Source organism: Halomonas sp. KHS3 (assembly GCF_000830495.1).
GTDB classification, from domain to species: Bacteria; Pseudomonadota; Gammaproteobacteria; order Pseudomonadales; family Halomonadaceae; genus Vreelandella; species Vreelandella titanicae.
The window spans coordinates 271,484-284,416 of sequence record NZ_JWHY01000004.1 but is presented as its reverse complement, the minus strand read 5'-3'; the positions used below and the strand labels follow the sequence as shown (position 1 = coordinate 284,416).

General features: G+C 52.0%; 14 protein-coding genes and 2 pseudogenes. 12 read left to right on the top strand and 4 right to left on the bottom strand.

Features of this window, described 5'->3' with window-relative positions:
* Positions 1–402 precede the first annotated feature (402 nt).
* Positions 403–1,059, top strand: a complete 657-nt coding sequence (locus RO22_RS12100; protein ID WP_009286565.1) for a hypothetical protein — start codon at positions 403–405, stop codon at positions 1,057–1,059.
* A gap of 49 nt (positions 1,060–1,108) precedes the next feature.
* Positions 1,109–2,095 (top strand): hypothetical protein, encoded by a 987-nt coding sequence (locus tag RO22_RS12095; RefSeq protein WP_039858339.1) that lies wholly within the window; start codon positions 1,109–1,111, stop codon positions 2,093–2,095.
* 111 nt (positions 2,096–2,206) lie between these two features.
* On the opposite strand, the gene RO22_RS12090 is transcribed toward RO22_RS12095, so the two are convergent.
* Complete coding sequence (locus RO22_RS12090; RefSeq protein WP_041158429.1) at positions 2,207–2,968, bottom strand: SDR family oxidoreductase; 762 nt, start codon at positions 2,966–2,968, stop codon at positions 2,207–2,209.
* Positions 2,969–3,149: 181 nt separating this feature from the next.
* On the opposite strand from RO22_RS12090, the gene RO22_RS12085 reads away from it, so the two are divergent.
* The 4 genes from RO22_RS12085 to RO22_RS12070 all read left to right on the top strand — a co-directional run bounded on the left by RO22_RS12085 (position 3,150) and on the right by RO22_RS12070 (position 6,825).
* Positions 3,150–3,635 carry an FxsA family protein gene (locus tag RO22_RS12085; RefSeq protein WP_039858336.1) on the top strand — a complete coding sequence of 162 codons (486 nt, stop codon included), beginning with the start codon at positions 3,150–3,152 and terminating at the stop codon, positions 3,633–3,635.
* A gap of 235 nt (positions 3,636–3,870) precedes the next feature.
* Complete coding sequence (locus tag RO22_RS12080; protein WP_027959273.1) at positions 3,871–4,164, top strand: co-chaperone GroES; 294 nt, start codon at positions 3,871–3,873, stop codon at positions 4,162–4,164.
* An 85-nt stretch (positions 4,165–4,249) separates the two neighbouring features.
* Positions 4,250–5,893 carry a chaperonin GroEL gene (groL, locus tag RO22_RS12075; protein WP_041158428.1) on the top strand — a complete coding sequence of 548 codons (1,644 nt, stop codon included), beginning with the start codon at positions 4,250–4,252 and terminating at the stop codon, positions 5,891–5,893.
* 200 nt (positions 5,894–6,093) lie between these two features.
* Positions 6,094–6,825 (top strand): RNA methyltransferase, encoded by a 732-nt coding sequence (locus RO22_RS12070; protein WP_027959272.1) that lies wholly within the window; start codon positions 6,094–6,096, stop codon positions 6,823–6,825.
* Between the two features lie 66 nt (positions 6,826–6,891).
* Here RO22_RS12070 and RO22_RS12065 read toward each other — a convergent pair whose 3' ends face one another.
* Positions 6,892–8,241, bottom strand: a complete 1,350-nt coding sequence (locus RO22_RS12065) for a Na+/H+ antiporter family protein (protein WP_041158427.1) — start codon at positions 8,239–8,241, stop codon at positions 6,892–6,894.
* Positions 8,242–8,407: 166 nt separating this feature from the next.
* Here RO22_RS12065 and RO22_RS12060 point away from each other — a divergent pair, with 166 nt between their 5' ends.
* The 5 genes and pseudogenes from RO22_RS12060 (at position 8,408) to RO22_RS25320 (ending at position 11,787) form a co-directional block, all read left to right on the top strand.
* A complete protein-coding gene (locus RO22_RS12060) occupies positions 8,408–9,616 on the top strand; it encodes an MFS transporter (protein ID WP_039858333.1) in 1,209 nt (402 codons plus the stop codon).
* Positions 9,613–9,738, top strand: coding sequence for a hypothetical protein (locus tag RO22_RS25200; RefSeq protein ID WP_268747805.1), 126 nt, complete (start codon positions 9,613–9,615; stop codon positions 9,736–9,738). The genes RO22_RS12060 and RO22_RS25200 overlap by 4 nt, the downstream gene beginning before the upstream one ends.
* Before the next feature lie 26 nt (positions 9,739–9,764).
* Positions 9,765–10,214, top strand: a complete 450-nt coding sequence (locus RO22_RS12055; protein ID WP_041158426.1) for a potassium channel family protein — start codon at positions 9,765–9,767, stop codon at positions 10,212–10,214.
* 31 nt (positions 10,215–10,245) lie between these two features.
* Positions 10,246–11,253 (top strand): annotated as a pseudogene (locus tag RO22_RS12050) (cation:proton antiporter); the annotation flags it as partial.
* A gap of 111 nt (positions 11,254–11,364) precedes the next feature.
* Positions 11,365–11,787, top strand: coding sequence for an NAD-binding protein (locus RO22_RS25320; protein WP_411906434.1), 423 nt, complete (start codon positions 11,365–11,367; stop codon positions 11,785–11,787).
* A gap of 18 nt (positions 11,788–11,805) precedes the next feature.
* On the opposite strand, the pseudogene RO22_RS24135 reads toward RO22_RS25320, so the two are convergent.
* Positions 11,806–12,092, bottom strand: a pseudogene (locus RO22_RS24135) (metal ABC transporter permease); the annotation flags it as partial.
* Positions 12,071–12,205 (bottom strand): hypothetical protein, encoded by a 135-nt coding sequence (locus RO22_RS25195; protein WP_268747807.1) that lies wholly within the window; start codon positions 12,203–12,205, stop codon positions 12,071–12,073. The gene RO22_RS25195 and the pseudogene RO22_RS24135, both read right to left, overlap by 22 nt.
* Before the next feature lie 160 nt (positions 12,206–12,365).
* On the opposite strand from RO22_RS25195, the gene mntR reads away from it, so the two are divergent.
* Positions 12,366–12,845, top strand: a complete 480-nt coding sequence (gene mntR, locus RO22_RS12040) for a manganese-binding transcriptional regulator MntR (RefSeq protein ID WP_022523680.1) — start codon at positions 12,366–12,368, stop codon at positions 12,843–12,845.
* Positions 12,846–12,933 lie beyond the last annotated feature (88 nt).

Genomic DNA, 12,933 nt, shown 5'->3' with positions numbered 1-12,933 from the left:
AAAAGGATGAATTTAGGTTCTAGTGCCGTGAAGGAGTGGGAGTTCAAGCCTCCCCACTCTCATCAATTATTTGTTATTTTTCAACTATTTACAAAAACCTCTCTTGTCTTTTGAATAGCTTCCAAACAGCTTGATGTTAGCGCTACCTGGATAGCTTTTGGTCAGTATTCTTCGCAAAATACCTTATCTTCGTTTGAAAAATACCCAATGGCTTAATGCCATTTTTTTGTGTGTCTGTTATTTGCTCAATACTACCTCTATCAAAGGCCGATTTGGCTGACTTACCCCCACTTTTCCGCTAGTCTCTATTCCTAAATAATGCTACCCAACCTCCCTCAATGGCTATCCTCAAAAGCCCGCGTCAGGGATTAACACCAATAACAATGAGAAGGATCTCATATAATGGAATGGCTCAACGATAATGCTCAGGCAATCTCGGCTGTAGCGAGCATTTGCACACTCTTTGTATGGGTATTTTACGCCCAGCTACTTTATAACGGCTATGTGCGACAGCGTCGCCCCCGCGTGATCATTAATCGCGGCAAAGGTATCGGCGTGGACTCCATCTGCTTAATCAGCAATATGAGCAGCGAAGCGATCTATGTTCAACACCTGGTAGCGGTACTGCATACCCAAAAGGGCAGTTACTCCCTTGACGTAGTGGAGTACCAGCAGCACGGTGGTGAACAGCAAACGGGTAGCCAACAAGGTGAGCAACAAGAACCCAGCTACCGCACTCATCAAGGCCCGCTAGCTTCCGGGGATTATCTGAACATTCAATCGTTTGGTGATATTGTGAATCAGGTTAAAGATTATTGGGAAATCGATGATAATCTACTGCAAGAGCAGAATATTCAGCTTGAAATTCGCGTTATCGCTATTTATGGCTCCGAGGATATGCCGACAGGCGCGTCACGAACCTTTAACCTCGACCTTAGCGCGCCACCCAATCATCAGCTTATCCCGGCGAGCGTCGATACGGATCGACTCAATAGCCGTGGCCAACGCAAGCGTGTGCTGGAGTGGGCAAAAGAGATCGAGACCCATAAAGCACGCTAAATAAACGCTATTGTTAAGCAGCGACGCCCCATTACCGAGACTATCGACGATGCATAAACTGTTAACCCTCTGCTGGCTTGGCCTACTCACTACGGTCTCGACGAATGTGTATGCCGAAGAGGAAGATAGTGACTTACCCGAGTGGGCGGAAGAGCGCATTGAGCCGTTTCGTGAAAGCGTAGGCAACTGGGTTGATAACACGTCGCGCCGCATCGATGGATTCTTTGGCACTGACGACCATATGCAGGTCAACAACGAGTCCTATCTGCGTTTCGGCCAAGAGATTGATTGGATGGAGGGGGATGGCACCCGCGGCGACACCACCCTTCGTTACCGTATTGACCTACCTACCTCAGAGGATCGCTTGCGACTGGTCATCGAGAGTGACCCGGAAGAGTCGCAAGGCACCCTAGAAGAGCAGGGCTCTGGGCGCCTTGCCAATGACCAGCGTGACCGTCGCAGCTCTACGCTCGGCCTGGATTGGTTAGAAAGCCGTGATAAACGCGAAAACTGGAGCAATCGAGTAGGTGCCGGTGTTCGCCTGCGCCTCCCTCTTGACCCCTACGTGCGTTTTACCAGCGAGCGCCTGTGGCAACTGGGTGAAGGGCCGTGGCAGCTTGAGTCAAATAACCGCGTTTCATGGTTCAACAATGAAGGCTACTCAGCGCGCACACGCTGGGATGTTGGCCGACCGTTGAGCAAACGCCGCCATTTACGCTTTATCTCTACAGTTCAGTGGCGCGAGGAAGAAGACAAACTGGAGTACAGTGAGGTTGCCGAAATCAATCACCGTATCAACCGCCGCAGTGCACTGCGCTACTCGGCGATAGCCATCGGTGAAAGCGCGTCCAATCCTCGCATGACCAATTACTATCTTCAGACGCGCTACCGCCGCGATCTTCATAAAGGTATTTTATTCGCCGATGTGATTCCGGAGCTACATTTCCAGCGCGATGTCAGCTACGACCCACGCTGGGCGATGACCCTGCGCCTTGAGATGTACTTTCAGCGCAAAATTAACCGCGACTACTTTTAAGCGTTATGTACAGATGAGTGAGCTCACGCGCTCATCTACACACACAACGCGGGCGGCCTTTTAGAGCCGCCCATCTATGCAACACGCCTTTGTCTTACCACGGCAAAGAAACTACAGTCGTAAACCGCCGTCACACTCAATGATGCGCCCAGTGAAGTAGTCGTTCTCCATAATAAAGGCAACGCTTTGGGCAATATTATCGGGCTCACCCAAACGCTTTAACGGCACGCTTGACGAGATACGCTCCAACATATCAGGACGCATCGCAGCGGTCATTTCGGTAGCCACAAACCCAGGCGCTACGGTGCCGGTACGAATACCATAGCGTGCCAACTCCTGGCTCCAAGTGACTGTCAACGCATGTACGCCCGCTTTTGCGGCAGCGTAATTGCTTTGCCCCATATTGCCTGCCCGGGAAATACTGGAGATATTGACGATCACGCCTTCATGTCCGGTTTCAATCATCTGAGTGGCGGCTTCGCGACCACACAGGAAAACGCCAGTTAAATTGACATTAATAACGTTTTGCCAAGCCTCTAAGGACATACGCTTTTCCACTTGCCCCTCTTTGGCTTTTACCAGCAGCGCATCCTGGGTAATGCCCGCATTATTGACACAACCGCTGATAGGCCCCATGCGTTGCGCGATATCGGCAAACGTCTGAGTCACGGAGGCTTCTTCGGCGACATTCACCACAAACGCCTGGGCATCGATACCTTCAGCGGCAAGTTGCGATACTGCCTGATCAAGCGCTTCAGCGCTCATATCCAATAGCGCCATGCGTGCACCCTGCCTGCCCAAGCGCAGCGCCATGGCATAACCCAACCCTCGCGCCCCACCCGTGACTGCAATGACTTTATCGGTAAGTACCATTCGTGACTCCTTACAAAAGATTAAACCAGCTTCATTGTGCATCGCAGCATAGAAGAATTATGGACATAAATCGAGCTACATCATCGCTGGAATACGCCATGTCAGCTGCTTGCTATTTATATTTATGTCACCATATTACGCATTTACGACTGTTATCGAGTCGCTTTTTCGGGAGTTAGCCATGCCTATTCTTATTTTTATATCACTTTTCACTCTACTGGATTTTGTGGTTCTGTTTTCGATTGGCAGCCAGATCGGCCTACTCACCACCCTACTTTTAGTGCTCGGCACAGGTTTTGCCGGGCTACATCTGATTCGTAAAGAGGGTGTATCCACCTTTGCGCGGGCACGCCAGCGCATGGAGGCTGGTGAACTCCCCTCCAGTGAGCTATTAACTGGCGCTGCACTTATCTTCGGCGGTGCCTTATTAATGGCCCCAGGCTTTTTGTCTGATGCAGTAGGCTTGGCATGCTTGATCCCCAGCGCGCGGCAATTGATGTTCAAAGCACTTACCTGGCTGGGGCTTAAAAAAGTTGCCGGACAACAGCAAGGCCCCAGCGCTTCATCAGCTCGGCCCAATGAATATCAAAACAGCCAGTCTTCACAACAGGATGGCCCGATTGAAGGTGATTTTATTAGTCGAGATGAGCCCCCACGCCGTCGCTGAGGTTTTCTTCGGAAGAAATTCAGCGGAAAAGCAATTTTTTTATTACTCTCCCCCTTGAAAGGCCATTCGCAGCCCCCATTTTTCATTCAGCACACAAATTCGGTAGCGATCGAGACGGTAGCTGCCATTAACAAAGAAGACCGTGAGGTCTTCACTTCTCGCGGGTTACTCCCTCGAGAACACTTTTAGGCTAACCGCCCTCACCAGGGCTTCAACCATACTCAGGAGAACGTGAATGAATATCCGTCCTTTGCACGATCGTGTCATCGTCCGTCGCGTTGAAGAAGAGCAAAAAACCGCAGGCGGCATCGTGCTTCCGGGCAATGCAGCAGAAAAACCGACACGCGGTGAAATACTCGCCGTCGGTAATGGTCGCATTCTGGAAAATGGCGATGTCCGTCCGCTAGACGTTAAGGTTGGCGATAACGTGATCTTTAAAGATGGCTATGGCGTCGAGAAGCAAAAAATCGACGGCGAAGAAGTCTTGATCATGAGCGAAGCCGATATTCTTGCCGTTGTTGAAGGCTAAGCATCGTTGCAGCTGGTACTTATTTAACCAGTGCTTCGACTATTTACTTTCACGTTTTTGCATTCAATATTAGGAAGTAGCAGATATGTCAGCTAAACAAGTTAAGTTCTCCGATGATGCTCGTAAACGCATGGCCCGCGGTGTCGACGTTCTCGCCAACGCGGTAAAAGTTACCCTCGGCCCGAAAGGCCGTAACGTAGTACTGGAAAAATCTTTCGGCTCACCCACCGTTACTAAAGACGGTGTTTCTGTTGCCAAAGAGATCGAACTGAAAGACAAGTTCGAAAACATGGGCGCGCAAATGGTGAAAGAAGTCGCTTCACAGACTTCTGACGCTGCAGGCGATGGCACGACTACCGCTACTGTTCTGGCCCAGGCCATTATCGCTGAAGGCCTGAAAGGCGTGACGGCGGGCATGAACCCGATGGATCTTAAGCGCGGCATCGACCAAGCGGTCAACGCCGCGGTTAAAGAAATCAAAGCCATGTCGGTACCTTGCACCGATACCAAGTCGATTGCTCAGGTAGGCACTATCTCTGCAAACGGCGACAAACGCATCGGTGAAATCATCGCCGAAGCGATGGAAAAAGTCGGCAAAGAAGGCGTCATCACTGTTGATGAAGGCCGTGGCTTTGAAGACGAGCTGGAAGTCGTTGAAGGTATGCAGTTTGACCGCGGCTACCTCTCGCCCTACTTCGTTACCAACCAGGACACCATGACGGTTGAACTGGAAGATCCCTACATCCTGCTAGTGGATAAAAAGATCTCCAACATCCGTGAGCTGCTGCCGGTTCTCGAAGCTGTTGCCAAGCAAGGCAAGCCACTGGCCATCATCGCTGAAGATATCGAAGGCGAAGCCCTGGCAACGTTGGTTGTAAACAACATGCGCGGTATCGTTAAAGTAGCCGCTGCTAAAGCACCGGGCTTCGGCGACCGTCGTAAGTCCATGCTGCAGGATATCGCTATTCTGACTAACGGCACGGTCATTTCTGAAGAAGTCGGCCTGACGCTTGAGCAAGCCAACCTGGATCACCTGGGTACTGCTAAGCGCATGACGATGTCTAAAGAAAACACCACTATCATCGATGGTGCTGGTGCAGAAGGCGATATCGAAGCACGCGTTAGCCAGATCCGCGCGCAAATCGAAGACACCTCTTCTGACTACGACAAAGAGAAACTGCAAGAGCGCGTTGCCAAACTGGCAGGCGGTGTTGCCGTTATCCGCGTCGGTGCTGCCACCGAAGTAGAAATGAAAGAGAAGAAAGCCCGTGTTGAAGACGCTCTGCACTCTACTCGTGCAGCCGTTGAAGAAGGCGTGGTGCCAGGTGGCGGTACAGCACTGGTTCGCGTAATGGCCAAAGTACAGGGCCTTACTGGCGATAACGAAGACCAGAATCACGGTATCAACATGGCGCTACGCGCTATGCAGTCACCACTGCGTCAAATCGTTTCCAACGCTGGTGAAGAGCCTGCCGTTGTGATTAACCGTGTGAAAGATGGCGAAGGCAACTTCGGCTACAACGCACAAACCGGCGAGTACGGCGACCTGTTTGAAATGGGCGTCCTGGATCCAGCGAAAGTAACCCGTACTGCACTGCAGTCCGCTGGTTCTGTTGCTGGCCTGATGATCACCACTGAGTGCATGATCGCAGAAGACCCTGAAGAGAAAGACGCTGCACCTGATATGGGTGGCATGGGCGGAATGGGTGGTATGGGCGGCATGATGTAATGCACCCCTGAGCCCTTCGCTCTATCGACGGCTAGCATTTAGCTGTCAACAAGAACCCCGCCTTGTGCGGGGTTCTTGCGTTTTGAGGCGCCTACAGGCGTGAGGTTGTCGATAGCGTTTTGTCAGCCATTTCCAGGGCCGAACGTGCTACTATCTGGGCGATTTTTTTAAGCTACATTTTCACTACTGGGCACCAGCGCATGTTGCAGCATATCCGTATCGTACTCGTTCAGACCTTCCATCCCGGCAATATCGGCGCTGCCGCGCGAGCCATGAAAACCATGGGCCTGACCGAGCTGGTGCTGGTTAATCCGCGCCTATTCCCCGATGAAGAAGCGAATCGGCTAGCGGCGGGTGCCACTGATGTCCTGGAGAGTGCGCGGGTGGTTACCTCGCTGGAGGAAGCCGTTAACGACTGCGTGCAGGTCGTGGGTGCCAGTGCACGCTTGCGCAGCCTGCCCCTTCCCCACTTTGACGAACCTGATGAGATGGCAACAGACGTCATCCAGAACGCTCAAACGGCGCCGGTGGCACTGGTGTTTGGGCGTGAACGTTCGGGGCTGACTAACGATGAGATTCGCTGCTGCACGCATCAGGTCAGCATTCCTGCCAACCCTGATTACGGTATTCTGAATCTATCCCAGGCAGTACAGATACTCGCTTATGAAGTACATCGCGCCTGGCGTAAAGGTGATGGGAGCGGTTTTACTTATCAGCGCCCGCTGGAGGCAACGCCACCCAGCCGCGAACAGTTCTTACACTTTCAAGCGCATCTGGGCCGCTTAATGCAGGAAAGTGGCTTTTTAACCCAGCCACATGCCCGCACTGAAGAGCAGCTTCAAGCCCTATTCGCTCGCGCTCAGCCCAGCCGCAAAGAGCTTTCGCTTCTGCGTGGGCTATTAAGCGCGTTTGAAAGTCATCTGCCTAAATAGTGATAGAGTTAAAGCGACTAAAAAGGGACAACCAAGTTGTCCCTTTTTAGTTTGAAGATAAGGCTTTTAGAGCATCATTGCCGCTAGCCAGCCAAAGCCGACTAACGGAATGTTGTAGTGCAGAAACGTTGGCACCACGCTGTCCCACATATGATCGTGCTGACGGTCAACGTTAAGGCCTGAAGTGGGGCCCAGGGTAGAGTCAGAGGCAGGCGAGCCTGCATCACCCAACGCCGCTGCCGTACCCACCAGCACCACCGTGGCCATGGGAGAGAAGCCAAACTGTACCGCCAAGGGCACAAAGATGGCAGCAATAATGGGAATGGTTGAGAACGACGAGCCGATACCCAGGGTAATGAATAGCCCTACCAACAGCATCACCAGCGCCGCTAGCCCACGGTTATCGCCAAAGAGTGAAAAAGCTCCTGACACCAGGGCATCAATCTCTCCCGTGGTTTTCATGACTTCAGCAAAGCCCGCTGCGGAGATCATGATAAAACCGATCAGCGCCATCATGCGCATACCACTGGTAAATAGATCGTCTGCTTCGCGCCATTTAAAAATACCGCCCATTGAAAGCAGGCCAATCCCCACCAAGCCCCCCAGAATCATCGAGCCGCTATAAAGCTGGAGACCGAGCGCTGCGACAATAGCTATTCCAGACATCACAAGCCCCAGCCTATGAGGTTTAGCGGGCGTATGGCCTTCGGCAACGTTGGCGTTAGCGATATCTTCGGCCTGATACTCACGCGGGCGGCGGTAACTCCAAAATAGCGCAACGATTAGCCCCAGCGCCATCCCCCCTACCGGTACTGCCATGGCCAGCGGCACCATGCCACGGGTGATCTCTAAACCCAGCGGTTCCCCAGCGCTATTTAAGTTGGCCAAAAGAATATCGTTTAGAAAGATCGCCCCAAACCCTACCGGCAGCAGCATATAAGGGGCCGTTAAACCAAAGGTGAGCGCACAGGCCACCGCGCGTCGATCCAACTTTAAGCGGTTCATCACGGTTAATAGCGGCGGAATCAGCACCGGTATAAAGGCAATATGTACCGGGATAGCGTTCTGAGAAGAAATAGCCACCAACAACACAGCCGTTAGCAACAGCATTTTGACCCGCGTCTGCTGCGCAACGGTTGCCTCTTTTTTACCCAGCAGCGTAATCAAACGATTAGCCAGCATATCCGGTAGCCCAGAGCGAGAGATCGCCACAGCGAAGGCCCCCAAAGTGGCGTAGGCCAGCGCCACCTGGGCCCCGCCGCCCACGCCTGTATTAAAGGCTTCCAGAGTTTGTTCTAGTGACAACCCGCCCACTAAACCGCCGACTAAAGCGCCCACCACTAACGCAAATACCACCGAGACACGCGCCAGCGATAGCGCCACCATCACCAGCACCGCAAGAATTACTGCATTCATGAAAATCCTTAGAGCTATTGAGAGGTCATTAACGGCGAAGGGGGCGGATTTTAGCAGATTAATAGCATAAAACTAATACTGCCTTACTTACCTATTCCTAGCTTCTAAAAGCGCACAACGCATGCGATAGTGAGCTAACTGTTAGCCTGCCAACAAAGAGAACATCATGGCCTTCGTTCTTCGCCACTCACTGCTGCTGATTATATTGGGAAGCTTGGTTATTTCCACGGCCATGGGCTTACGCCATGGTTTCGGGCTCTTTATGGAGCCCCTCAGCAGCGAGCTCGGCTGGGGGCGTGGTGTATTTGCTTTTGCACTAGCCTTACAAAACCTGGTTTGGGGCTTATCGCAACCCTTTACCGGGGCGCTCGCGGATCGCTTCGGTGCGGCCAGGATTATCGTTGTTGGCGGCTTGCTGTATGCCTTGGGGCTGCTGTTTATGAGCCTCTCTACGTCAGAACTAGGCATGACGGTCAGCGCCGGGCTGTTGATTGGCCTTGGCCTCTCCGGTACCACATTCTCGGTTATTTTAGGTGCTGTGGGGCGCGCAGTGGCGCCTGAAAAACGCAGTATGGCCATGGGGATCGTTAGCGCAGCGGGCTCGTTTGGGCAATTTGCCATGCTGCCTGGCACTCTGGGTTTGCTCGAGTGGCTCGGCTGGGCCGCAGCGCTGATGGCGATGGCAGCTATCGCGACCATCATTCTGCCCCTGGGGGCAATGCTGCGCGACAAGCCCTCCGCCAAAACGGCATCCGATTTAAGCCTCAAAGATGCGCTCAACGAAGCAGCAGGCCAAAAAGGCTTCTGGCTACTCTGTTTAGGCTTTTTTGTCTGTGGCTTTCAGGTGGTGTTCATTGCCGTGCACCTCCCCGGCTACTTATTCGATAACGGCCTGGCGGTAAAGGTGGGTACGACGGTACTGGCCTTAGTGGGACTGTTTAATATTGTTGGCACTTATACCGCGGGTTGGATGGGCGGCATCTGGTCAAAACCCAAGCTGCTAACCTGGCTCTATTTGATTCGCGGCGTAGTGATTACGGCGTTTGTTTATTTGCCGTTAAGCCCAACCAGCGCTTACCTATTTGGTATCGTCATGGGGCTTCTATGGCTCTCTACCGTACCATTAACCAACGGCATTGTGGCTTCCGTGTTTGGTGTTCGTCACCTCTCCATGCTGGGCGGCATCGTATTTCTGTTTCACCAGTTAGGCTCTTTTATGGGTGTATGGCTGGGTGGCTATTTTTATGACCTTACTGGCAACTACAATACGGTCTGGCAAATTGCTATTGTGCTCTCGGTCGTCGCTGCTGCACTGCATTGGTTTATCAATGAAAAGCCGCTCGAGCGCTCGCAGTCAACAACGGTGATCCCATGACACGCAATAATTTACTCAAGGCCATGGTGGCAACTCTGCTGTTTAGCTGTTTAATACTCGCATGGTGGGGCTGGCAGCATATGGATGCTGCCTTGCTACTGATGGGAACCCGGTTATGCTAACGAGCAAAGGTTGACTACTTGCTAAGATGACTATTCCTTACCCTGAGCATGTCACCGTGGTGGTAACCACTTTTATTACCGTGGTCATTGCGGTGCTGCTTCACTATGAAGCCCTGTGGCTTATCTCGCACCAAATAGAAAAATCTCGAAGACCACATCGGCAACGCATCCTGGCGATGGCGTTTGGAGTATTGATGACCCACGTTGTCGAAATTTGGCTATTTGGCATCACTGGCTGGTGGCTTACCGAGCAATTAAGCATTGGTGCTTTACATGGGTACGACAGCTTCAACATTTTTGATTATATCTTCTTCTCTGCGGTGACCTATACCACCGTGGGCTATGGCGATATATATGCCATTGGGCCGGTACGTTTTCTGTACGGCACGCTGGCTTTAACAGGCTTTGTATTGATCACTTGGTCAGCATCATTCACTTTTATAGAAATGCAAAAGCACTGGCGAGTTGGAAGATAATCAGCTTCGTTACGCGCTCTAGGGATCCGGCATGTTTGAAGTGGTTATTCTATCGGTAGCGTTTATCTTTGGTATCGCAGCACGACAGCTAAGTTTACCGCCACTCGTGGGGTTCTTATCAGCAGGGTTTGCACTCAATGCCTTTGGGCCCAGTATTGGCCTCCCAAGTGATGCGGGCCCAATGCTTGAACACCTTGCCCATCTAGGGGTTCTGCTACTGCTGTTCACCATTGGTCTTAAACTCAATATCCGCAGCCTGGCAGAGCCCGTTGTGCTAGGAAGTTCCTTTATACACTTGGCAATTACCTGCCTGTTGTTTACATCTGGTTTTGTCATTTTTCTATCGCTGCCCCTGGACAAAGCAATTCTGCTGGCCACTGCGCTGTCTTTTTCAAGCACGGTATTAGCGGCCAAAGTCCTTGAAAGCAAACGCGAATTACGCGCCCTACATGGCCGAATTGCGATTGGCATTCTGATTATTCAAGACCTTGTGGCTTTAGCCGTTCTCAGCATCTACAGCGGCAACTCCCCTAGCCCCTGGGCCGTGCTGGTTTTTTTGGTACCGTTATTAAGGCCGGTACTTTATTGGCTTATGAACGCGGCGCAGCACGATGAATTACTGGTGCTACTAGGCGCCGTATTAGCTATTGCCGTTGGCGGCATGGGCTTTGAAGCAGTGGGTTTAAGCTCAGAAGTAGGAGCCCTGGTCATGGGTCTGCTGCTGGCCAAACACCCCCGTGCGCAAGAATTATCCAAGGCGCTCTGGGGGCTGAAAGAAGTATTGTTAATCAGCTTCTTTCTGCAGATAGGCATGGCTGGCTTACCTGATCAAGACGCACTGCTATTTGCGGTTATCCTAGCAGTTCTGCTTCCGCTTAAAGGGATCCTGTTTTTTGCACTACTCATTGCCTTCCGAATCAGGGCACGCAACGCCTTTTTGGGAGGCTTAAGCTTGACGGCTTACAGTGAGTTTGGCCTGATCGTCGCTGCGAGCATTTTGCAAGAGTGGCTTGTTCCTTTGGCAATTACCGTTGCCTTGTCGTTTGTCATCGCCGCACCGCTGAATCGCATTGCCCATCAGCTTTTTGATCGCTGGGAGAAACACCTGCTCTGTTTTGAGCGGCACGCACGACATCCTGACGAACAGCCTGTGGATTTAGGCAACGCCACCATCTTAGTGCTAGGCATGGGGCGAACCGGTAACGCCGCCTACGACTTTTTTACCGATAAAGGTTTGTCTGCCGTGGGCATCGATTCAGATCCCAATAAAATAAATACCCAACGGCATGTTTTTTATGGTGATATTGAAGATGTGGGATTTTGGCATCACCTGCATATTGCGCAAATAACCGCAGTAACGCTGGCCACCCCAGAACTTGAGAGCAAGCTTATTGCCACCCGCGAACTGCGTAAAGCGGGCTTCACTGGCCACATTATTGCGGGCATCCACTTCCAAGATGAAGCCGAACCGCTGCATACCGCTGGAGTAGATCAAACGTATTTGCTGATGACCGGTGCTGGCATCGGTATTGCCGAGAAAACCTGGGAATGCCTGCAGTCGCCGCCGTTGTAAACGCTTAAGTAAATGGTGCTAACTAATTTGACGATGGCACCAAAAACGCATCAGCCCCCTGATTGGGCGAGAAAAGCAGCGCCATAAAGAACCAGCAGGTAGCGACGAGCACGATTGCACCGCCCGAGGCAACGCCCAATACCACCGAAAGCCATAGCCCGATGACCGCCGAGCTATCCTACACCCACGGAAATCAGCATTATGGTTTTAAAACGGTCGGTGAGCAGGTGTGCCGTTGCTCCTAGGGTGATCAGCATCGCCACCACTAAAATGATACCCACCGTTACCAAACCCGCCACGATGGTAGGGAAGGAGAAGTCGCATTTTGCGCTTCGGCACTGGGCGCTTCGGTACAGGCTAGTGCAGCGCTCAGCCATAGCGGTAGGCTCAAGGCCATACCCAGATTGCGCTTACTCATTGTCTCTCCTTTTTTGTACATGACCGATAAGTATATTGCAGCTCAACAAGAAAGCATTGTGCAAATAGTTTAGCCTAGGCTAACAATATTGCACAAAAATACGTTACTATCCCAGCGACTATCCAATGATTGTTCCCACTGCTTCCGATATAATTTACCAATGACTGATTCTAATCCGAACGCCTCATTGACTGCCCCAAGCATTCCTGGAGATGCCCTGCCCCCTGTGGAGCAGCATGCCCAGCAGTATGCAACGGTGCGAAATGCCCACGAAACCGAACTGATTGAAGACTACGTTGAGCTAATTGGCGACCTGCTGGCCCACCGCGGCGAAGCGCGCGCGGCGGACATTGCCAGCCGTATGGCGGTCAGCCAGGCGACGGTTTCAAAAATGATTCGGCGTTTAAATGAGCTGGAGTTGGTTACTAGCAAGCCATATCGCTCGCTGTTTCTAACCGAAGCGGGTCAAAAAATGGCGGAAACGTCACGCGCTCGCCACGATATCGTGCTGCACTTTTTACGCGCCCTTGGGGTGAGAGATGCGACTGCGCGTATTGACGCTGAAGGCATGGAGCACCATGTGAGCGACGAAACCCTCGCCATTATGCAGCGCTTTACCGAGCAGCAGCAAAACAGCTAACCCCACTACTCCTCATCAGTGGGAAAACGCAATTGATTCACCTGGGTGATGGCGCCGTTCCAAATCATTTCCAAATAAGTGGTTTGGA

Bases quoted from the DNA above. Each gene is read 5' to 3' on its own strand.
- RO22_RS12100 (WP_009286565.1), top strand. From the start codon at position 403: ATGGAATGGCTCAACGATAATGCTCAGGCAATCTCGGCTGTAGCGAGC.
- RO22_RS12095 (WP_039858339.1), top strand. From the start codon at position 1,109: ATGCATAAACTGTTAACCCTCTGCTGGCTTGGCCTACTCACTACGGTC.
- RO22_RS12090 (WP_041158429.1), bottom strand. From the start codon at position 2,968: ATGGTACTTACCGATAAAGTCATTGCAGTCACGGGTGGGGCGCGAGGG.
- RO22_RS12085 (WP_039858336.1), top strand. From the start codon at position 3,150: ATGCCTATTCTTATTTTTATATCACTTTTCACTCTACTGGATTTTGTG.
- RO22_RS12080 (WP_027959273.1), top strand. From the start codon at position 3,871: ATGAATATCCGTCCTTTGCACGATCGTGTCATCGTCCGTCGCGTTGAA.
- groL (WP_041158428.1), top strand. From the start codon at position 4,250: ATGTCAGCTAAACAAGTTAAGTTCTCCGATGATGCTCGTAAACGCATG.
- RO22_RS12070 (WP_027959272.1), top strand. From the start codon at position 6,094: ATGTTGCAGCATATCCGTATCGTACTCGTTCAGACCTTCCATCCCGGC.
- RO22_RS12065 (WP_041158427.1), bottom strand. From the start codon at position 8,241: ATGAATGCAGTAATTCTTGCGGTGCTGGTGATGGTGGCGCTATCGCTG.
- RO22_RS12060 (WP_039858333.1), top strand. From the start codon at position 8,408: ATGGCCTTCGTTCTTCGCCACTCACTGCTGCTGATTATATTGGGAAGC.
- RO22_RS25200 (WP_268747805.1), top strand. From the start codon at position 9,613: ATGACACGCAATAATTTACTCAAGGCCATGGTGGCAACTCTGCTGTTT.
- RO22_RS12055 (WP_041158426.1), top strand. From the start codon at position 9,765: ATGACTATTCCTTACCCTGAGCATGTCACCGTGGTGGTAACCACTTTT.
- RO22_RS25195 (WP_268747807.1), bottom strand. From the start codon at position 12,205: ATGAGTAAGCGCAATCTGGGTATGGCCTTGAGCCTACCGCTATGGCTG.
- mntR (WP_022523680.1), top strand. From the start codon at position 12,366: ATGACTGATTCTAATCCGAACGCCTCATTGACTGCCCCAAGCATTCCT.